Here is a 20,680-nt window from a genome sequence, read left to right as displayed (position 1 = left end):
CCATGAAATCCGCTTTTTCTTCCCTTGCCTGGGCACCCCGCGCTGTGCGCATGGCCTGCCTGGGCGCGCTGCTGCCCCTGGCCGCATGCTCCGTGGCGCCCGTGTACCAGCGCCCCGAACTGCCCCTGCCCACCGCCTTCAAGGAAGCGGGGGCGGTTTGGCAGCCCGCCGCGCCCGCCGATGCGATCGACCGCGGCGACTGGTGGACGCTGTTCCAGGACGCCGACCTGAACCGCCTCGCCTCGCAAGTGCAACTGTCCAACCAGAACATCGCTGCCGCCGTGGCGGCCTACGCCCAGGCGCAGGCGCTGGTGCGCGAGCAGCGTGCCGGCCTGCTGCCTTCGGTCAGCCTGTCGGGCAGCGGCTCGCGCGCGGGCGGCGAGGGCTCCACCCGCCGCGGCACCACCACGCAGGCGGCACTGGGTGCGGACTGGGCACCCGACCTGTGGGGGCGCCTGGGCGGCGCGGTGGATAACGCCAGCGCCAATGCCCAGGCCAGCGAGGCCGACCTGGCGTCGGCCCGGTTGTCCGCCGTGGGGTCGCTCGTGTCGGCCTATTTCCAGCTGCGCGAGGCCGATGCCGAAATCGATCTGCTGCAGGCCACCGTGCAAGGCTACGAGCGCAGCCTGCAGATCGCCCAGAACCGGTACTCCGCTGGCGTGGTTGCCAACTCCGACGTGCTGCAGGCCCGCACCCAACTGGCCAACGCGCGGGCCGATCTGGCCACCATGCAGCAAAACCGGGCCCGCTACGAGCACGCCATCGCCGTGCTGACGGGGGTGGCTCCCGCTTCGTTCTCGCTGCCGCCCGCGCCCTGGGTGATGCGTGCGCCCGAGGTGCCTGCCGGCATTCCCTCGACCCTGCTGCAGCGCCGCCCGGACATCGCCGCGGCCGAACGCGCGGTGGCCGCCGCGAATGCGCAAATCGGCGTGCAGCGTTCCGCCTATTACCCCAGCCTGAACCTGACCGCTTCGCTGGGCCGCAGCGGCACCAGCGTGGGGGATCTGTTCAGTGCCTCCGGCGCGCTGTGGTCGCTCGGCTTGTCGGTGGCGCAGACCGTCTTCGACGGCGGTGCCATCGCCGCCCGGGTCGAAGGCGCCGAAGCCGCCCGCGACGCCCGTGCGGCCACTTACCGCCAGACGGTGCTCACCGCCTTCCAGGGCGTGGAGGACCAGCTCACCGTGCTGCGCACGCTGCAGGTCCAGGAACCCCTGCGCCAGGAGGCCGTGTCGGCCGCCAACCTGACCGAGCAGCAACTGCTGAACCGGTATCGGGAGGGCCAGGTGAGCTACACCGAGGTCGTCACCGCGCAGGTGACCGCGCTGTCGGCACGGCGCGCTTTGCTGCAGCTGCAGGTGAACCGGCAGTTGGCTGCGGCGACGCTGGTGCAGGCGCTGGGTGGTGGATGGCATGCTCGTTTTCACGAACCTTATCTTTGAGAAGCATGCGGCTACTCAAGGGGTGGCATGGGGGAGAAATCCTCGCTGACTCCCTGCTGAAAATCATCCTGAAGTCCATGAGCGAAGCCGTTCGCTGGCAATTCGCAAATACCTTCTTTTCCGCCATAGAAGTTTCATTGCCTATCGGATCGCTTTGACCGAAGGGAATGCAGAGGCAGTCTAATAATGATGCACCTTGCGGCATTCGCATTTCCAGGTGTTCGAAAAGCGAAGCAAAACGCCATTTCTTAATCTTTTGCTATTGTGGTGAGTGAACCGATATGTAATATTCGCAAACAATTTTTGCACGTCAGCGTCGCGATGCGGGCAAGTGGATCGATCGTAAGGAAAGCAATTCCATGGGTTTTACTGATGTGTGGGCCACTTGGCATGCCCGCAGGCGCATGCGTTTCGAGAATACCGATGCGTTTCCCCTGAGCGAGGAATTGAACGAACTCGACGTTTCGACGTATTCGCATCCTTCGGAAATGGGGGTTGCCTTGGTGCTCAAGCAGCACCTGAATCGGCCCCGTACCCGGGTCGTTCCCGTGCTGCTGTGTTTGCTGTATCTCGCATGCGCCCTGGCTTTTTATGCCTTGGGCGTCGTCGATTTTTCGACGGTGCTGGTGGTGGCCGGGTTGATTGCAGTGCTCGTCGTTTCGTTCACGGGGCTGTTTTATGCGGGGCTTCATGAGCGGTTTGCCGATCGGCAGATGCGCCTGCCGATCGTGGTGGGGGCCTCGAGTGCGCTGCTGCTGGTGTTTTATCTGGAGCCCGTCACCCAGATCGCGCTGACGCCTTTTTTGTTCGTGGTGATGGCTTATGGCCTGTTCACGCTGTCGCGCAACATGGCGCTGGCGGTGTGCGTGGGAATACTGGCCGGCTACGGGTTGGTCGCCGCGCTGCACTATGGCCAGGGCGAGAATGCAGCGCTGCTGCGACTGGCAGCGCTGCACATGGTGTCTCTGGCGCTGGCACTGCCGGCCTATGTCCTGTTGATGGGCCGGGTGCGAACGCTGCACCGGTTGCTGCAGAAAAAGAGCAGCGAGATGCGATCCATCACCGAAAGCTCGCGCCAGGATGCCTTGGCAGGCTGCTTGAACCGCCGCGCGATCCTGGCCGCCCTGGAAGAGCAGAAACAGCTGGCGGACGAGAGCGGGATTCCGCTGTGCATGGCGGTGGTCGATCTGGACCATTTCAAGCGCATCAACGACGAAATGGGGCATCTCGAAGGCGACGAAGTGCTGCGCACTTTTTCCAAGCTGGGCCAGACCGCCGTGCGGGCGGACGATTTCTTCGGGCGCTATGGCGGCGAAGAGTTTCTGGTGATCTTTCCGGCTACGCCCTTGCTGCCCGCCCTCAATACCTGCGAGCGCATCCGGGTGCAGGTCGAATCGCATGGCTGGGACAACCCCTGGCTGAAGGGCAAGGTCACGGTGTCGATCGGGGTCACCCAATATGTGTTGGGGGAAACCGCGCTCGAATTTTTCGCGCGGGCCGATGCCGCGATGTACCTGGCCAAGCAAGGGGGCCGCAACCAGGTGGTGGTGCAGGAGCCCGTGGTGCCAGGGGCCGCGGCCAACGACGACGAAGCGCAAGGGCCGGCCCACGGCTACTTTTAGCAGGAGGCGGCGTGCCCACGCCTCGTGCGTGGGGTGCTCCGCCGCCTCGGTCACTGCGTCACTGCCTTTTCCTGGCGGCCCCAACTGCTGCGCCAATGCTTCACGGGCCCGCTGGCCGCTCTGGTCGCCGACCCGTTCATGCAGCACTTGCGCCAGTTGCTGCAACTGGCGTTCGGTGATCCCCACGTTCATGCCGATGCCCATGTGCGATTGCAGTTGCGGCGCGACGCCTTGCATCGCCGCCAGCATGCTCACCGTGGCGATCTCGCGGGCCTGCCAGTCCAGGTTGTCGCGCTCGAAAATATCGCCGAACAGATGCGTCTTGAGGTATTCGTCGATGGCGGGCGCGAAATCGAACAAGGCGCCCTTCACCGGGGCACCCACCAGTCTTGTCTGATTGGCCGTGCCAGCCGCCAGCAGGGCGTCGCCCTTTGGAATCGGCCGGCCCGGCGATGGCCCCGGCGCATCGCGCAGGCCGCGCTGCTTTCTGGCCTCGGCCACCTTCATCAGTTCACCCAGGGCATTGAGGCTTCGGGGAAAACCGGCATAGGCATACAGCTGCACCAGCACCTCCTTGATCTCGTTCAGGGCCAGTCCTGCGTCGAGGCCTTGCTCCAGCGCGGATGCCAGGCGAGCCATGTCGCCTTGCGCCGCCAGAGCGGCGATGGGAACGAGGGCCTGCTGGCGCAGCGAGAGGGTGTCGCTGGGGGGGGCCTGCATCGGGGCTGTGGCGCTGGTGTCCGGGGAAGGCGGTGCCGCGGCTGCAGGGGTCGCCGCGGCGTCCAGCCCCAGCGTCAACGCCAGTGCCGCCTGCACGAGGCCTTTAACGTGCGGTTTCTGTGTATTGGGCATCGGTGACTTTCTCCATCCATTCGACGTTCTTGCCGTCTTCGGCGGCTCCGGTGACGGCCAGGTGCGTCATCGCGGTCGTTGGCGACGCCCCGTGCCAGTGCTTGACGCCCGGCGGGCACCACACGACATCGCCGGGGCGGATGGCCTGCATCGGCTTGCCCCATTCCTGCGTGAGGCCCGTGCCGGAGACGACGACCAGCCGCTGGCCCTTCGGATGGCTGTGCCAGGCGGAGCGCGCGCCCGGCTCGAATGTCACGTAGGCGCCCGAAGCGTTGATGCCTGCATCGGCGGGCCAGGCGGGATCGACCCTTACACGCCCGGTGAAGAAGGCTTCAGGGCCGGCCGCCGAAGGCTGCGAGCCAGCGTGGGCGATCTGCTGGGCGGAGGTGGCGGAAGACTGAGGTTCGGCGGCGCCAGCAGCGCCGCCCTGTGCAACGGCCAGCAGTGCCGCGGCCAGTGGAATGGGACTCTTGAACATGCAAGCAAGCTCCTGGTGATGGTCAACGGGTGGCGGATCGAAAGGGCTGGCGGTGGCCCTCGAAGCGCGCGTCGATTCACTGTAAAAGCCCTCCATTCACCCGCGCGGCGGCGCAACTGGGCCTGTCGCGCTCGGCCCTCAGCCATGCGATGACTGCGCTGGAGGCGCGGCTGGGCGTCGGCCTGCTCACGCGGACCACGCGCAGCGTTTCCACCACCGAAGCGGGTGCCCGCCTGCTCGCGACGGTGGCGCCCCGGCTGCAGGAGATCGAAGCCGAGCTCGGTTCGTTGAGCGCGCTGCGCGACAAGCCTGCCGGCACCGTGCGCATCACGGCGCACGACCATGCCATCTCCACCGTGCTCTGGCCCAGGCTGCTCCCGTTGCTGCAGCAGTACCCCGACATTCAGGTCGAATTCAGCGTGGACTATGGGTTCACCGACATCGCGTCCCAGCGCTTCGACGCAGGCGTGCGCGTCGGGGACCGTGTGGACAGGGACATGGTGGCGGTCCGCATCGCGCCGGACCTGCGCATGGCGGTGGTGGCGTCGCCCGGATACCTTGCCGGCAAGCCGCTTCCGGTGGCGCCGCATGACCTGACGGCTCACCGGTGCGTGAACCTGCGCCTGCCCACGCACGGCGGCCTTTACGCCTGGGATTTCGAAAGGGGCGGAGACGCCATCACGGTGCGGGTGCGGGGGCAGACGGTGTTCAACAACACGTTGCTGATGCTGCAAGCCGCGCTGGACGGAATGGGCTTCGCCTACGTGCCGCACGACCTGGTCGAGGCACACGTTTCGCAAGGGCGGCTCGTTGCGGTGCTGCAGGACTGGTGGCCCCGCTTTCCCGGCTACCACCTGTACTACGCCAATCGCCGCCACATCGCGCCTGCGCTGGCGCTGGTCGTGGATGCCTTGCGCTACCGCAAAGGCCCGGCCGGGCGCCGATAATCCGGCCTGTCATTTCAAGGAGCGCCAGTGGACGTCGTATTGTTGGTCAAGGCCGCCATCATGGGGGTGGTCGAGGGCCTGACCGAGTTTCTTCCCATCTCTTCCACCGGGCATCTGATCCTGGCGGGTTCATTGCTCGGTTTCGACGACGACAAGGCCAAGGTCTTCGACATCGCGATCCAGACCGGCGCCATCTTCGCGGTCACCCTGGTGTACTGGCAGAAGATCCGCGACACCGTGGTGGCGCTGCCCACGCAGCGGCAGGCGCGCCGCTTCGCGCTCAACGTGATCATCGGGTTTCTGCCAGCGGTGGTGCTGGCGCTGATCTTCGGCAAGCTCATCAAGGAGCATCTCTTCACGCCCGTGGTGGTGGCCAGCACGTTCATCATCGGCGGCTTCGTGATCCTTTGGGCCGAGCGCCGCTCGCCGCGCGCAGTGCGCGTACAGACCGTGGACGAGATGACGCCGCTGGATGCGCTCAAGGTGGGCCTGGCGCAGTGCCTGGCCATGGTGCCGGGCACGAGCCGCAGCGGGGCCACCATCATCGGCGGCATGCTGCTCGGTCTCTCGCGCAAGGCCGCCACCGATTTTTCGTTCTTTCTGGCCATTCCCACGCTGATCGGAGCGGGCGTCTACAGCCTGTACAAGGAGCGGCATCTGCTGTCGGCGGTCGATGTGCCGCTGTTCGCGGTGGGGCTGGTGTTCTCGTTCATCAGCGCGTGGCTTTGCGTGCGCTGGCTGCTGCGCTACATCAGCACGCACAGCTTCGTGCCTTTCGCGTATTACCGCATCGGCTTCGGCATCGTAGTGCTGATCACGGCCTGGACGGGCTGGGTCACCTGGGCGGACTGACAGGCGTTGGCAAGGCGCTGAGGGGACCACCGGCATGCGGGTGTGGTTTCCCGGGCCTCCAGGCCCTGGCGGTCTGGTAACAGAAAGTGATAAGCTGCCCCGCGCAGCCCGGAGGCTGTGGGTGTACGGCGGCGGGAGGCTGCTGCTGCGCCCGCCCTGTCTTTCCCGGGGTGCCCACGCCGCCAACGACAACAGTCAAGGGTTCCCGCCGTATGACGCCAAACGAGCTGCCGGGATTTCGCGCGCTGCCCGCATCGGGGTCGGCGCCGGAATTTTCAGCCGAAGAGATGCTGGGCCTGCTCACACGCAGCGTGGGCGCCACCGTGGCCGTGGTGAACCGTCAGCAGCGCCTGGTGTATGCGAACGACGAATATGCCCGCTGGTTCGGTGCACCGGCCTCGGAGCTCGTCGGCAAGACGCTGATGGAGCTTTACGGGGACTACAACCATTCGCGCTTCATGCCGTTCGTGGAGCGCGTGCTGCGCGGCGAGCGCCTTAACTACCAGCGTCTGGTGCACAACCCCGAAGGCTTCGAGGAATGGCGCACCATCTGCCTGGCTCCGTGGCGCAACCCGCAAGGCGAGATCGACGGTTTCGTGACCACCGCGCTGGACGTGCATGAGCTGCAGGTGACGATGAACGCCTTGCGCGCAGCCAACCAACGGCTGTCCTCGCACATCGACAACAGCCCGCTGGCGGTGCTGGAGATGGACCACGAGCTGCGGCTGCTGCACTGCTCGCGCCGCGCCGTCCAGCTGATGGGTTGGGAAGACGTGGTGCAGATCGAGGCGCGCTCGCTGCTGGCACTGCCGGGCACGGCCGCCATGGACGAGCACCTGACCCAGGCCCTGGCCAATCTGCAATCCGGCCGCGAGTCGCAGAACCGCGTGGAAACCTGCTTTCTGCGCGGTGACGGCAAGGAGATGCATTGCGAGTGGTTCAACTCGGCGCTCACCGATGCGGAGGGCCGGGTGACCTCGATCATGTGCCTGGTGCAGGACGTTTCCGCCAAGATCGAAATCTCCCGCCAGCAGCAGTATCTGGCCAACCACGACTCGCTCACCGGCCTGTACAACCGCTCGGCCTTTCACCTGCGCTGCGAGCGCTCGCTGGAGGCGGCGCGCCACCACGCCGGCACCGTGGCGCTGCTCTTCATCGACCTGGACGGCTTCAAGAAGATCAACGACGAGCAGGGGCACAAAGTGGGCGACGAGGTGCTGAGGCTCGTCGCGAAGCGGCTGGGCAACGTGGTGCGTGCGCAGGACACGGTGGCCCGCTTAGGGGGCGACGAGTTCCTGGTGATGCTGGACACCGACGTCACGCAGGGCGCCCCGAGCAGCATGGGCCACCGCATCATCGATGCGCTGGCCCAGCCGATGCGGGTGGAGGGCTGCGACGTGCGCGTGGGCGCCAGCATCGGCGTGGCGACCTATCCCCCGATCGAGGGCGACATCGAGGTGCTCATGGGCCATGCCGACCAGGCCATGTATGCGGCCAAGCGGGCAGGGTCCGGCTGCGTGATGCACGCGGAGCCGCCACCGCCCGCCTGATCGCGAACGGGGCGGCGCCCGGCGGGGTGTGCCGAGCGCTGCGCGCCTGGTTGTCCCCCAGGCGCCAGGCGGTCAGTCGCCCAGGATTTTCGGCAGCGCGATGCTTTGCGCGTAGTGGAAGAAGTTCGTCGGGTCGTACCGGAGCTTGGCCTGCTGCAGCTTGGCGTAGGTAGGCGCATCCCAGTAGGCGTCGGCAAAGTTCTCCAGCGTGGCGTCCGGGTAGTTCTGGTAGACCGCGCCGCTCAGCCACGGCTTGACCAGCTCCATGAAGCCGGCCAGCCACAGTTCCATGTGGGCGCGCTCTTCCTCGTTTTGCCAGAACACGTCCACCACCAGGTCGCAGGCCACGTCGCGGTGGATGAAGGCGCTGTCGGCAACCGGGTAGCGGTTGATCGCGCCGCCGTAGGGTTCGAGGTAGGCCAGCGACCACTTGTTGGGCGACGTACCGAAGTAATCCACCACCTGCTGCCATTGGGCCTGCGTCATCGGCTGCGGAATGTACGCGCTGGCCTTGGATTCGCACACCTTGGCGGGCAGGTTATCAGGCAGCGTGTAGGGCTGGTCTTCCAGGTACTTGTTCATGTCGGTGTAGGTGCCCACCTGGTCCACGAGCAACCGGGCGCTCGGCACGTCCATCAGCGAAGCGATGGCCTGCATGCCCGCTTCACGCGTGCCGCAGAACATGCCCTGCACCATGTAGACGGGCACTTCCTGGTAGTAGCCCAGGTTCATCATGTAGCCGAGCGCGTCGGGCGCACCGGTCTTCATGTAGCTGGTCTGCATGAGCGCCAGCACCTCGGCGGCATGCGCCGCATCCCAGCTGATGGACCATGCCCACACCTGGTCCAGCGGCACCATGCGGTAGGTCACCTGCAGCACCACGCCGAAGTTGCCGCCCGTGCCGCCGCGCAGCGCCCAGTACAGCAGATCGTTTTCGGTCTCGCTGGCGACGACGATGCTGCCATCGGCCAGCATCACGCGCATCGACTGCACCAGATCGCTCTGGATGCCGAAGGCCCGCGAGGTGTAGCCATAGCCGCCGCCCTGCACGAACCCCCCCACGCACACGTTGCCACAGGCCCCGGTGGGCACATGCCAGCCGGTGTGGTTCATCGCTGCGTTGAAGTCCTCGAAATCGGTGCCCGGCAGCACGGTCACCACTTTCTGGCTGGGGTCCAGCACCACGCCGCTCATCAGGCTCAGGTCCACCACCATGCCGCTGTTGACCGAGTAGCCGGCCGTGCTGTGGCCGCCGCAGCGCACGGCGACCCAGGCGTTGAAGGTGCGGGCATATGCCAGGCACAGGGCCACGTCGTTCTCGCATTTGCAATAAACGATCACCCAGGGGTAGGCCTGAAAGGCCGGGTTGGACTCCTGGCGATCCTTTTCGTAGTGCTCGTTGCCGGGCAGCACGATGTAGCCGAGCAGGCCGTATTCCAGCGTGGCCAGGGCCTGCCAGGGCGTGGGGTCGTCCGCCGGCTGGCTGGCCGCCAGCGCATTCAGGTGGGCGACGCGGGCGTCCTTGGCGATGCGGGCGGGACTCTTGCGGTGGGCCATGGGGGAAAACTCCTTGGGTTGGTTTGGAAGTCAGGGAAAAAGTGAAATTGCAGGGGAAGACGGGGGAGCAGGGCGGTCATCGGCCGGGGCCTGGCCCCTAGGCGGAGGACAGCGCCAGGTCCCCCGTGTTGCGCCGCACGCAGAACTTGCCGCTCTGCTTGCCGTTGTACATGGCGGCATCTGCCAGCTTGATGAGAAGGGTGGGCTCGGTGGAATCGAGCGGAGCGAGCGCGTAGCCGATGGTCAGCCCCACGTGCAGTTCGAGCGCTCCGAGCATGATGGGTCTGCGGAACGCGTCGAGCAGCTGGGTGCCCAGTTCATGCGCTTCTTCGGCGCTGGTCAGGTCGTTGGCCATCACCACGAACTCGTCGCCGCCGATTCGGGCGACCGTGTCCGTGTGGCGCAGGTGCTCATGCAGCCGGGCCGTGACGGCGACCAGCAGCTGGTCGCCCACCGCATGGCCGTGGCGGTCGTTGACGGGTTTGAAACCGTCCAGGTCGAGCATGTAGACGGCTGCCAGATGGTCGGGCGTGCAGCGCGCCAGCGCGGCGGCCAGGGCCAGATCGAGCCCGCGCCGGTTCGCCAGGCCCGTGAGTGGGTCGGTATGGGCCAGCGAACGCATCGCATCGCGCTCGCGGCGGGCCACCTGCGCGGCCGTGCGCAGCGCCGCATTGCGCAGCCCCAGCACGCGCAGGAACAGCAGCATGTTCACCACCGCACCGATCTGAAAGGCATGAAGCGTCCAGAAACTGGCCGGCAGCAGGCCTTGCGCCAGCAAACCCATGCCAGCGGCCGCGACGATGTAGGCCACGCCCGCCGCCAACAAGGTCGTGCCCTGCGGGTCGCCGCGGCGCGCGCGACGCCAGGCCACCGGTGCGCTCACGAGCAAGGGCAGGGCGCCCAGGACACTCAACAGCGCCATGGCGGTGCGCGTGCCGATCACATCCACCAGAAAAGCGGCGCCCAGCGCGGCACTGAGCGCCGCGCCCCCTTGCATGGTGCGCAGAAAGCCGCCGTGTGGAGAGCCATCCAGCGCATGGCCCATGAACAGGAACAACGCCGACAGCGCCGTGAAACCGCACAGGCTGGCGATGTGCAGTTCGACCCACAGCTGGTCCCGCCACAGGTACTGCGCCCCGATCCCGAAGAGTTGCAGGCAAAAACCCGCGCTGGCGGCCACCAGCACTGCGTAGTAGAGAAAAATCCGCTCGCTCCCGCCCATCCATTGCCCCAGGCTGTAGATCAGCAGGCAGGCGGCCATGCCCGCGAACAGGCCCTGCAGCATCTGTTCGGCCAGCGCGGACGCGACGAAGGCCGGGGCCTGCGATACGGTGGCCGGCAGAATCATCGCGCCGCCCGTGCGAACGCGCACCAGCAGTTCATACGAAGCGCCGGCAGTCATGTTCAGGCCCATCGCCGGTGTGCGCGACTGCCATGGCCGCTGGCTGAAGCTGCGCAAGTTGCCCAGGGATGCGTGCTGTGCGATGCGGCCGTCACGGGCCAGATAGATGTCCACCTGGTGCAGCGACGGGTAGTCGATGTTGACGATCCAGTCCGTGCTGGCGCTCGCGCCGTTGACCAGCGTGGCGCGCAGCCAAACGGCCCCGTTGCGAATGCCGAGCGACCCGCCACTGCGCGAAGGCACGGCGAACGCGGCGGGGTTCGCCAGCGCTTCTTCGGCGGTCAGCGCTGCGGTTCGGTCGGCCATCGTGGTGAAGGCCGACCACAGGTCGGCGGGCGGCATGCCGTCGCGCAGCACCAAGGGCTGCGCCTGCGTCGCGTGGACCCCGCCGGCGCCGACGAGGCAGGCCAGCACGAAGCCCCATTGCAGCAGCCTGCGCAGGCAGGCCGCCATGAAGTCTTCGAGACGGTGGCGCAAGCGGATGGGGCGGCGCATGGATGCAGGTGGCTCGACGGCAACGACCATGCAAACCCGGCTCAGGCCGGGCGGCGCGAAGGGGGCGTGAGCGGGCCAGAGGGCCCTGAACGGCGGCTAACACGGCAGGATGTTTCGGAATCAATCACGATGTATCACCTTGTAACGCTGCCGCAGTGTAGGTGAACTTTTCGCAAGATTCCATTTTTTTCAGCACGCTTGTGCGTTCTGCCGCTAAACCGGCAGGACTGCGGGTTTACGCGGTGGCGTGAGCGGTGCGCTCTCAGGAGCAATGGGCGCTAAATGGCCTGTGCGATGGTCGGGCGAATGCAGATGTAAATCCGACGAAAATTCCGGCGCAAATCGCTGCCATGCGTGGCGCTGCGGCCGCGATCGCACTGCCTGTCGGCAGCCCTGCGACCACCAGTGCCTCGCTGGCGCCTCAGGTTTTTGGAAGGCTTGCCAGGTTCAGCAACGCGGCTTCGATGGCCGCTGCCGTGGTCCGGGGCTGCTCCATGGGGAACAGGTGGCTGCCGTCGAGCACCATCACCCGGCCCTGGGTGACTTTGAGCGTCATCGCCATCCCCACCTGCCGTACCTCGGCCGAGGCGCGCCCACCGATGAAAGCCGCGGGGCAGCGCAGCGGATGGGCGCGCAGCAGTTGGGACAGGTTGTGCGGCAGGGTGTTGTAGATGGCGGTCTCGACCGCGCGGTCGAAGTGCAGCATGTGCTTGCCTTCCTGCTCGCTCAGGCCGTGCCGGATGTAGTCGCGCAGCACTTCGTCGTCCCATTGCGCGAAGGCTTTCTTCTTGCGGAAATGCTCCAGCGCTTCGTCGGGCCCGGCCCAGGCATTGCGCCGGGCCCGGCTCACCTTGCCCGGCGAGACCGATCCCACCAGCTGCGTCTGCTTGGCCATTCCCAGCGCACTGGCGCGCCAGCCGCTGATGAGCGGCGAGTCGATCATCAGCACCCCGCGCGCCAGCTCCGGGTGGCGCGCCGCCGCCATCACGCTCAGAAAACCGCCCAGCGAATGGCCCATCAGAAACACCGGCCCGCCCACGCGCTGCACCTGCTGCCGCGCGAAGTCGGCCAGTTGCTGCACCAGGTGCGGCCAGTTGTTGGTGACCGGGTATGCGGGCGCATGCCCGTAGCGGTCGGGGGCGCTCACATCGAAGCCCCGGTCCTTCAGGTGGCGAAACAGCACCGAGTAGGTGCCTGCCGGAAAACTGTTGGCGTGCGAGAAGACGATGGGGAGCATGCGGCTGCGCGACGCGAGCAAGGCGTCAGACGAGTTTGTCGCGGGGATTGGTGATCTTCTTGATCGGGCGGCTGCGCGACGGCTCCACCTTGAGCGGCACCTCGGTCAGGCCGCCGTGCCAGGCCGGGTCTTCGATGCTGTCGAACACCTCGCGCAGCTTCTCGCCCCAGCTGTTGTGCAGCATGCGGAAATAGGGGTTGTGCTCGTCGATGCACACGATCTTGTCGGTGGCGAACTGGTTCACCTCATACACCACGAGGTCCAGCGGCAGGCCCACCGAGAGGTTGGATTTGAGCGTGCTGTCCATCGACACCAGCGCGCACTTGGCGGCTTCGTCCAGCGGCGTGTCCGGGGTCAGCACCCGGTCGAGCACGGGCTTGCCGTATTTGGACTCGCCGACCTGAAAGTAAGGCGTTTCGGAAGTCGCTTCGATGAAGTTGCCGGCCGAGTACACCTGGAACAGGCGCATGCCCTCGCCCTGGATCTGCCCGCCGAACACCAGCGACACGTTGAAGTCCACGCCCGATCGCTTGAGGGCCGCGCCATCGCGCTCGTGCACGTGGCGAACCGCCGCGCCCAGCACGCGTGCCGCATCGAACATGCTCTTGGCGTTCCAGATCGTCATGGGTTCGCCACCGTCGCGGTCGGTGAGCTGCTCGGACTGCAGGATCTCCCGCACCGATTGCGAGATGCTCAGGTTGCCTGCGGACAGCAGCACCATGAAACGGTCGCCAGCCTTCTCGTAGATCATCATCTTGCGAAAGGAACTGATCTGGTCCAGGCCCGCGTTGGTGCGGGAATCGGACAGGAAAACCAGTCCGGCATTGAGCTTGATGGCGACGCAATACGTCATGGAGGGCAACTTCGAGGGCAAAGGGTCGAGTGTAGAGGCTTGTCGCCATTCTGGTGCATGGCCGCTGTGGGCCGATGCCGTACGGCCCCGAGCGAAAACCGCTGAAAGCGGCACGCAAATGGTTTGAGATATTTCCGCTATATGGAAAGACATTCGCGCCTGCCTGCAGCTGCTTCGCATGGCGCGCTTTGTTTTCGGCCACGGTTTGAAAAATGGAGGCGGGTGGTGAACGGCTTTTGTTCCGCCGTTACCCCTTCGTCCCGTTCCATCCATTCGTTCGTTCGTTCGTTCACGACCACCAACCTTCCAACCCATGACCACCAGTTCCATTGCTTCGGCCTCCCGTTCTTCTTCTCCGCGGCCGGACCGCACCGACGTCGCCGATACGGCGTCATCGGCAAAGCGGCCCGCCCCGGGCAGCAGCCCATCCGCCAACGATGCACGCCTGGATGGCCTGTCGGCGCGCTCTTCGGAGGCGCAGCAGGCCTTGGCGTCGGCAAAGCGCCCACGCATGGCGCTGCCCGGCGCCGACTCCAAGGACATCGCCGCCCGCGAATCCGCGCTCGACAAGGTCTATACCGCGGTTTCCGCGCAGGACCGGCAAAAGCACATCGGCAACCAGAAACGCCTGGAGTCCGGCATTCGGACCTTCCTCCAGCAAGCCTCGGTGAAAGCCGACATCGCGGCGGGCAAAGATGTGCGCGATTGCGTGGCAGGGGCGCTGGACGGCCTGTTGAAAGAGGCCCAGCTATCGACCGACGTCTACCAGCCCAAGAGCGACGAATTGGCAGGCTACGGCCGCTATCTGCTGCACAGCCATCCCGAGCCCGGCGAGTCGTTCTGCCTGCAATTGTTCGCGTTCGCCGACGGCCAGAAAACCCCGATCCACGACCACCCCAACGAGTGCGCTTCGTTCGTGCTCCAGGGCAACCTGTGGGAGCGGCTCTACTCTCCGAGCGAAACGCCCGAAGGTGCGCCGGTGCCCCTGGCCGTCAAGGACAAGAAGAACGAGCGCCTCCAGGGCTCCATGGACGGCTTTGGCCCGACGGAGCTGGGCATTCCCCACAGCCTCAAGAACAAGTCCGGCGACATCGCTCTGTCGGTGCACCTGTACCGCGACATGGACGGTTTGTCCGAGCAGCAGCAGATCGCGGCCAAGACCAAGTTCGAGCGGGCGCCGAAGGCTCCGAAACCCTGACGCCCCGATGCCCGATGCCTCCCCGGCCGGATCAGCGGGCGGCCCCGGGACTAGCCCCGCGCCAGCCGCTTGAGCTGGTACAGCGCGTCCAGCGCCTCGCGCGGGCTCAGGGTGTCGGGCTGCAGGTCGGCCAGCGCCGCTTCCACCGGGCTCACCAGCGGGCCGTCGGCATCGGGCGGCTCGGCGAACAGATCGACCTGCGTCTCGCCCTCGTTCGCCCGCTGCTCCAGCGCGGCGAGCGTGTGGCGGGCGTGGTTCAGTACCGCGCCGGGCACGCCTGCCAGGCGGGCCACGTGGATGCCGTAGCTGCGGCTGGCCGGGCCCGGCTGGATCTCGTGCAAAAAGACGATGTTCGAGCCCGACTCGGTCGCGCCCACATGCACGTTCACCGCGTGCTGATGGCGGGCCGACAGCTCGGTGAGTTCGAAGTAGTGCGTGGCGAACAGCGTGAAGGCCTTGGTGCGGTCGTGCAGGTGCGTGGCGATGCCGCTGGCCAGCGCCAGGCCATCGAACGTGCTCGTGCCGCGCCCGATCTCGTCCATCAGCACCAGGCTGTGCGGCGTGGCCGAATGCAGGATCTGCGCGGCCTCGGTCATCTCCAGCATGAAGGTCGATTGCGCGTTGGCCAGGTCGTCGGCCGCGCCGATGCGCGTGTGGATGGCGTCGATCGGCCCCAGCCGGCACGACGTGGCCGGCACATGGCTGCCCATGCTGGCCAGCAGCACGATCAGCGCGACCTGCCGCATGTAGGTCGATTTGCCGCCCATGTTGGGGCCGGTGATCACCTGCATGCGGGTGTTGGCGTTCAGCCGCGTGTGGTTGGCGATGAAGCTGCCTGACGAAGTCTCCGCCAGCCGCGCCTCCACCACCGGGTGGCGCCCGCCTTCGATCTCGATGCAGGGCTCGGGCGCGAACTGCGGCGCGCACCAGCTCAGCGTGAGCGAGCGCTCGGCCAGCGCGCACAGCACGTCCAGCGTGGCCAGCGCATGGGCCAGGCGGGTCAGCGCGGGCACGTGCGGCTGCAACTGGTCGAGCACCTGTTCGTACAGCCACTTCTCGCGCGTCAGGCCGCGCTCCTGCGCCGACAGCGCCTTGTCCTCGAAGGTCTTGAGTTCGGGCGTGATGAAGCGCTCGGCGTTCTTGAGCGTCTGGCGGCGGCGGTAATCTTCGGGCACGCGGTCCAGGTGGCTGCTGGTCACCTCGATGTAGAAGCCGTGCACCTTGTTGAACTGCACGCGCAGGTTGGCGATGCCGGTGCGCGCCTTCTCGCGCGTTTCCAGGTCGAGCAGGAACGCATCGCAATGGGTCTGGATGCCGCGCAGCTCGTCCAGCTCGGCATCGAAGCCTGCCGCGATCACGCCGCCGTCGCGCACCAGCGCCGCAGGCTCTTCGTGGATGGCCGCGCGCAGCAGATCGCCGCAGTCCACCGGCGGGCGCAGGTGTTCGAAGATCTGAGCCAAAAACGGCTCTGGCGCAATGAATGCGCCGGAGAGTTGCTCTGCTTTTTGTAGCGTCCTGCACAGGCCCAGCAATTCGCGGGGGCGCACCTGGCGCAGCGCGATGCGCGCGGTGATGCGCTCCACGTCGCTCACGCCGCGCAGTTCGCCGCGCAGGATCTGCCAGGGTCCTGCACCCGCGCCGGTGCCGCGCAGCGCGGCCGTGGCCGACAGGCGCTGGCGCGCCTCGGTGCGGTCGCGCCGCGGCTCCAGCAGCCACGTCTTGAGCAGGCGGCTGCCCATGCCCGTCATGCAGGTGTCCAGCAGCGAAAAGAGCGTGGGCGAGTCTTCGCCGCGCAGCGTGCGCGTCAGTTCCAGATTGCGGCGCGTGGCCAGGGGCAGGGCGATCAGTTCGTCGCTCTGCTGCACGCTCACGCCGTGCACATGGGTGAGCGAGCGGCCCTGCGTGTGCTCGGCATAGGCCAGCAGCGCCGCCGCGGCGGCATGCGCCTGGGCGAGGTTCTGCGCGCTCCAGGCCGCGAGGCTGGCGGCGTTCAACTGCTCCAGGAGCTTGCGCTCGCCCAAGGCGGCATCGAACTGCCAGTCGGGCCGCAGGCTCAACGGGCAGGCGAACGTGCCGCTCTGGCGCAGCGCCTTGAGTTGCTCTTCGAAGCGCTCGGTCACCCCGGCGCTGTAGATCACTTCGCTGGGGCCGATGCGGGCGATCCATGCGCCGACCTCGTCGTGCATGCATTCGGCCAGGTGGACCAAGCCCTGCGTCACGCTCAGCCACGCCAGGCCGCAACGCGCGCGCGGGCCCTGGTGGATCGACAGCAGCAGCGATTCCGCCTTGTCGGACAGCAGTTCGCTGTCGGTCAGCGTGCCGGGCGTGACCACGCGCACCACCTTGCGCTCCACCGGCCCCTTGGACGCCCCCACTTCGCCCACCTGCTCGCAGATCGCGACCGATTCGCCCATCTTGATGAGCCGGCCCAGGTAGTTCTCCAGCGCATGGAACGGCACCCCGGCCATCACCACCGGCTGCCCGCCGGACTGCCCGCGCTGCGTGAGCGTGATGTCCAGCAACCGCGCGGCCTTCTCGGCATCGGCGAAAAACACCTCGTAGAAATCGCCCATGCGGTAGAAAACTAGCGTGTCGGGGTATGCCGCCTTGAGGGCCAGGTACTGCTGCATCATGGGGGTATGCCCGGCGAAGGCTTGGCCCTCCTCTGTGTTTTCGGATTTATCTAATTTTTTCAACAGCTTAGCCAATCTTCTGTTTATCTTTTACTACCATGCGCCTTCACTTGCCGTCGTCTTACTCGCACTTCAGGGGTGCGTATAGGGGACTAAAGCATGTCTTTGCTGCTTCTGTCATATGTCTCAGTCCCCCTTCGAGATGAAATCAAGAAAACTTAATTTTATCAATAGCTTATGGAAGAAGATGAGTCCCCCTCTGGCCGCCGTCCAAGTGCAAGGATGGTCCTCACGCGCGCCATCGTGCTGCGACTGCGCCGTGACGAACGCCCGACCGGGGTAGACGCAAACGGGAAGCCTATTTTCGAGGCAAATCCGGATGGCAAGGACTACATCGTATGGGACGAGGCGCGCACTGCGCCTCCGGGCTTCGGAGTCCGTGTCTCCCGAAAGAAAACCTACGTCCTGCGTCGCAAGGTGGGTGGCCGCTCCTTCATGCCGGTCGTCGGCAACGTGGCGGACTTCAACGACATCGAGGACGCGCGTGCAAAGGCCGCCGTGCTGGCGCGCGAAGTCGTTGAGACCCGCGCCAATCCCAATGAAACGGCGCGCAAGGCCGAGAAGGCGGAACTGACGCTCCGGCGGGCCTTCGAGCGCTATCGCAGCTTCCTCGCGACCCGCGTGAATCGCAAGGCCTCGGATGAAAGCCTTCGCGTCCATGACCGCGTGGTCGGCAAGTTCAACGCCCTTGGATGGCTGGATCGAAAGATTCGCGAACTCGACCCGGATGAGGTCGTCACCAAGTTCGGCGAGGGCATGGACAAGCCTTCAGCCAACGAGCAGATGTACCGGTGGGCATCCACAGCGGTCAACAAATGCCTGTCCGATGACATTTTGGGGGCGAAGGTCAAGGGTCAGCAAGTTCCCGAAGGGGCGAACCCTTTCGAAGTGCTCACGCGGCGGCAATTGTTCCGCTCGCCGGCGACCCTGACCCGGGAACGGCAAGCGAATGGGGCACGCACGCCGCTCGGGCCGTCGACCACGCTCGGCACGTTCCTGGAGGCGGCCTGGAGCAAAAAGGACATCAATGACGGCGCCACTGGAGTGCACTACCTGATCCTGATGCTGCTATGGGGCTGCCGCGCGTCGGAGCACGCGGCCTGCCGTTGGGGCGAGCTCCTGTCTATGCATGGGGAGTCGGGGGCGGCGCTGGCGAACACCTCGCATGTCTGGCTGCGCGATGACGGCGAGTACGGTCCCTACGTGTTGTTCCACGACACGAAGAACCACTGTGACCACCGTTTGCCGATCGCGCCCATGGCGCTGAACCTGCTGCGGCAGCGACAGAGGCTGGCGGCCGAGGAGGTGGCCCGTCGCGGCTTCAACGCGAAATCGCGGCCGTTCGTCTTCCCGGCGCGCAGCCGGTTCTCATCGACGGGGCACTACATGGATGCCACCGATCTACTGGGGCGCATCCGTGACGAGGCGGGCATTGCCCGCCTGACCCGCCATGACCTCAGGCGCTCGTTTGGCTCGGTGATGCGAAGCCTTGGGGTGGACGAGGGCATCAAGAGCCGTTTCTTCAATCACGGGAGCACGAATGTCACGGCCATCTACACGGCCGCTGAATGGGCGCTGCTGCGACGGGAGATGGAGCGCATCGAGCAGGCCATCCTGGTGACTGCGCCGAACGTTTTCAATGCGCTGAAGCCGCCGGAGTGGTCACCGCTGGCGGCGCCGGATCCGCATGAGTGCAAGCCCGCCAAGCCTCGGTCCGGTCGTCCTCGCAAGGACGCGGAGGCCGATGCGGGTTCCGCGCGATGACAGTGCAGCCTCACTGTTGCTTGGATTTTCATTCGACTTGAACTTGAAGCCGGTGGGGTCTCTACACGGCTCCAGGGCTCGCATGTTCAACGGGATTTAGCCGCAGCATGCTCAGGGTGGCTTTGAACGTGGCCCTGTAGCATTGGTCATGAGTCATTCATGCTCAGCAGCGAGCAGTTTACGATAGCAGGCAATCAAGAAGGGATCATGTTCCATGGCTGCAGTCAGCGCGCAAACGAGACAAACTCTGACGGTCATTTCTGCTCTGACGGCCATTTCTGGTCTTATTCGGGGGAACTTAATGAGCAAGGCCTCTGCTGATTTGGCGAGGCTAATCGGAGACCTCGGACCTCAGGAGTTTGTCCTGGCCTCTCATGGCATCCGGAGTCTGATCGAGGGGTTTCACAAGCAGCGTCGCCGCGACCTACTTGTAGAACTGGACCGTCGTCTCGGGAATGTAGCATCTCCCCCAAGGTAAGCGACGGCTTTACCGTCAGAAGTCCTATGTCGCCCACTGCGACTGGGCACTTGCTGAGTGATCGCGCCGGCGTGATGTTGCAATAATTGGCGAACAACCACATCTTTACTCAAAAGTCAGAAATATAGGCGACAGATGGGTGTCTGAAGAATGACCTGATGAGTGCAGGATCTTCAGCCACCGACTGCAACTGCGCATCCACACGCTCCTTGAGCTTGTCTCCCTTTCGCAATGGACTGCGCGCCACCCCTGTGCGCTTGGCGTGGCTCCATACCAGCTCATCTGGATTGAGGTCTGGCGCATAGCCGGGCAGGAAGTGCAACGTCGATGCGCCCGCCGTGCTTGCCACGTATTGCTTGACGAGGGCCTTCTTGTGAGCCGGCAAGCCATCGACGACCAAGTGCACGGGTTTCTCACGCTCGGCCATCATGTTCTTGAGCAGTTGCACGAACAACTCGCCTGTAAGCGCTCCCTGGTAGGTCTCAAACCAGAACGCCCCTTTGGAGTTGACGGCTGAGGCCGCCGAGATCGACTGGCGCTGGCCCGGGCGCTCCACGACCGGGGTCTGGCCCTTGGCTCCCCAGGTCTTGCCATGCACGGCATCAGCGCGAAAGCCCGACGTGGGTTTTTGCCGTTGACCCAGCGAAAAACCTGGCGCTCCTGCACGGGTGTGAGGCTGCGCGGGCGGCCTGTGCCTTTGGTCGAGCGCAGCGGCTTTGCACTTGTAGGCCCAGCCCCTGTGCATGCCCAAGGAAGCCGCCACCGCTGCTGGCGACTCTCCTTCGCGCATGCGCTGTACGGCCAGCATGCGCATTTCTTCCAACACATTGTGGGCCAGGGTGCGTCCGTCTCGTTTCATGCTTTCAATGAAAGCACCGATGGCCGCACTGCGCAAGAGCGTGTTCTCTAAGTTACTGACTTATGAGTAAACCACCCGAGAATAGAAACGCTGTGGGTGTTTTTGCACCACTGCCAGGTCGATGCCGTCGAGTAGCCAATGAAGTTGCTCGACCGTCAGGCTGGGCACTGTCGCCACATCCGGCCAGATGAAGCGGTCTTGCTCGAGCCGCTTCATCAACAGCCAGAAGCCGTTGCGCTGCCAGCCCAGAATCTTGATGCGGTCGCGTCGCTTATTGCGAAATACGTAAACGGCCTGGGCGAACGGGTCCATGCCGAGCGCCTGCTCGACCACAATTGCCAGACCATTGAGACCGACACGAAAGTCGATGGCATCGCGATGCAGGTAGACCTTCAGGTCCGGGT

General features: G+C 65.5%; 14 protein-coding genes and 2 pseudogenes. 7 read left to right on the top strand and 9 right to left on the bottom strand.

Annotated elements, in window-relative coordinates; genetic code table 11:
* The first annotated feature begins 2 nt into the window (after positions 1-2).
* Together AVHM3334_RS01030 and AVHM3334_RS01025 are read left to right on the top strand one after the other, a co-directional pair.
* The gene (locus AVHM3334_RS01030) at positions 3-1,439 is read left to right on the top strand and encodes an efflux transporter outer membrane subunit (protein ID WP_284408857.1); all 1,437 of its coding nucleotides are present in this window, start codon (positions 3-5) and stop codon (positions 1,437-1,439) included.
* 359 nt (positions 1,440-1,798) lie between these two features.
* A complete protein-coding gene (locus AVHM3334_RS01025) occupies positions 1,799-3,061 on the top strand; it encodes a GGDEF domain-containing protein (RefSeq protein ID WP_284408855.1) in 1,263 nt (420 codons plus the stop codon).
* Between the two features lie 81 nt (positions 3,062-3,142).
* On the opposite strand, the pseudogene AVHM3334_RS01020 reads toward AVHM3334_RS01025, so the two are convergent.
* Both AVHM3334_RS01020 and AVHM3334_RS01015 read right to left on the bottom strand, forming a co-directional pair.
* Positions 3,143-3,781: pseudogene (locus tag AVHM3334_RS01020) on the bottom strand (carboxymuconolactone decarboxylase family protein); the annotation flags it as partial.
* A gap of 103 nt (positions 3,782-3,884) precedes the next feature.
* Entirely contained in the window at positions 3,885-4,391 is a 507-nt protein-coding gene (locus AVHM3334_RS01015; protein WP_284408853.1) for a (R)-mandelonitrile lyase, read from the bottom strand.
* Positions 4,392-4,465: 74 nt separating this feature from the next.
* On the opposite strand from AVHM3334_RS01015, the gene AVHM3334_RS01010 reads away from it, so the two are divergent.
* The 3 genes from AVHM3334_RS01010 to AVHM3334_RS01000 all read left to right on the top strand — a co-directional run bounded on the left by AVHM3334_RS01010 (position 4,466) and on the right by AVHM3334_RS01000 (position 7,740).
* Entirely contained in the window at positions 4,466-5,338 is an 873-nt protein-coding gene (locus tag AVHM3334_RS01010) for a LysR family transcriptional regulator (protein ID WP_284409113.1), read from the top strand.
* Between the two features lie 27 nt (positions 5,339-5,365).
* Positions 5,366-6,190 (top strand): undecaprenyl-diphosphate phosphatase, encoded by an 825-nt coding sequence (locus tag AVHM3334_RS01005; RefSeq protein ID WP_284408851.1) that lies wholly within the window; start codon positions 5,366-5,368, stop codon positions 6,188-6,190.
* Between the two features lie 212 nt (positions 6,191-6,402).
* Complete coding sequence (locus AVHM3334_RS01000; RefSeq protein ID WP_284408849.1) at positions 6,403-7,740, top strand: diguanylate cyclase domain-containing protein; 1,338 nt, start codon at positions 6,403-6,405, stop codon at positions 7,738-7,740.
* 72 nt (positions 7,741-7,812) lie between these two features.
* On the opposite strand, the gene AVHM3334_RS00995 is transcribed toward AVHM3334_RS01000, so the two are convergent.
* The 4 genes from AVHM3334_RS00995 to AVHM3334_RS00980 form a co-directional block, all read right to left on the bottom strand.
* On the bottom strand, positions 7,813-9,297 hold the full coding sequence (locus tag AVHM3334_RS00995) for an FAD-binding oxidoreductase (protein WP_284408847.1): 1,485 nt from the start codon (positions 9,295-9,297) through the stop codon (positions 7,813-7,815).
* A 97-nt stretch (positions 9,298-9,394) separates the two neighbouring features.
* Positions 9,395-11,194 (bottom strand): diguanylate cyclase, encoded by a 1,800-nt coding sequence (locus AVHM3334_RS00990; RefSeq protein WP_284408845.1) that lies wholly within the window; start codon positions 11,192-11,194, stop codon positions 9,395-9,397.
* 421 nt (positions 11,195-11,615) lie between these two features.
* Positions 11,616-12,431: an alpha/beta fold hydrolase gene (locus AVHM3334_RS00985; RefSeq protein ID WP_284408843.1), complete on the bottom strand. Its 816-nt coding sequence runs from the start codon at positions 12,429-12,431 to the stop codon at positions 11,616-11,618.
* A gap of 25 nt (positions 12,432-12,456) precedes the next feature.
* The gene (locus AVHM3334_RS00980) at positions 12,457-13,284 is read right to left on the bottom strand and encodes a proteasome-type protease (protein WP_284408841.1); all 828 of its coding nucleotides are present in this window, start codon (positions 13,282-13,284) and stop codon (positions 12,457-12,459) included.
* Between the two features lie 313 nt (positions 13,285-13,597).
* On the opposite strand from AVHM3334_RS00980, the gene AVHM3334_RS00975 reads away from it, so the two are divergent.
* Positions 13,598-14,482 (top strand): cysteine dioxygenase, encoded by an 885-nt coding sequence (locus AVHM3334_RS00975; protein ID WP_284408837.1) that lies wholly within the window; start codon positions 13,598-13,600, stop codon positions 14,480-14,482.
* Positions 14,483-14,532: 50 nt separating this feature from the next.
* On the opposite strand, the gene mutS is transcribed toward AVHM3334_RS00975, so the two are convergent.
* The gene (gene mutS, locus AVHM3334_RS00970; RefSeq protein WP_284408836.1) at positions 14,533-17,115 is read right to left on the bottom strand and encodes a DNA mismatch repair protein MutS; all 2,583 of its coding nucleotides are present in this window, start codon (positions 17,113-17,115) and stop codon (positions 14,533-14,535) included.
* A 282-nt stretch (positions 17,116-17,397) separates the two neighbouring features.
* Between mutS and AVHM3334_RS00965 the strand changes: the two genes are divergently transcribed.
* Positions 17,398-18,939: a tyrosine-type recombinase/integrase gene (locus AVHM3334_RS00965; protein ID WP_284408835.1), complete on the top strand. Its 1,542-nt coding sequence runs from the start codon at positions 17,398-17,400 to the stop codon at positions 18,937-18,939.
* Positions 18,940-19,526: 587 nt separating this feature from the next.
* Here AVHM3334_RS00965 and AVHM3334_RS00960 read toward each other — a convergent pair.
* Positions 19,527-20,276, bottom strand: a pseudogene (locus AVHM3334_RS00960) (IS630 family transposase).
* A 60-nt stretch (positions 20,277-20,336) separates the two neighbouring features.
* A partial coding sequence (tnpB, locus tag AVHM3334_RS00955) for an IS66 family insertion sequence element accessory protein TnpB (RefSeq protein WP_284408832.1) occupies positions 20,337-20,680 on the bottom strand: 344 nt, incomplete at its 5' end.

This window comes from Acidovorax sp. SUPP3334, assembly GCF_030159055.1.
Taxonomy (GTDB): Bacteria; Pseudomonadota; Gammaproteobacteria; order Burkholderiales; family Burkholderiaceae_C; genus Paracidovorax.
Note: the sequence above shows the minus strand (reverse complement) of the source record. Positions and strands in the feature narration are given on the sequence as shown.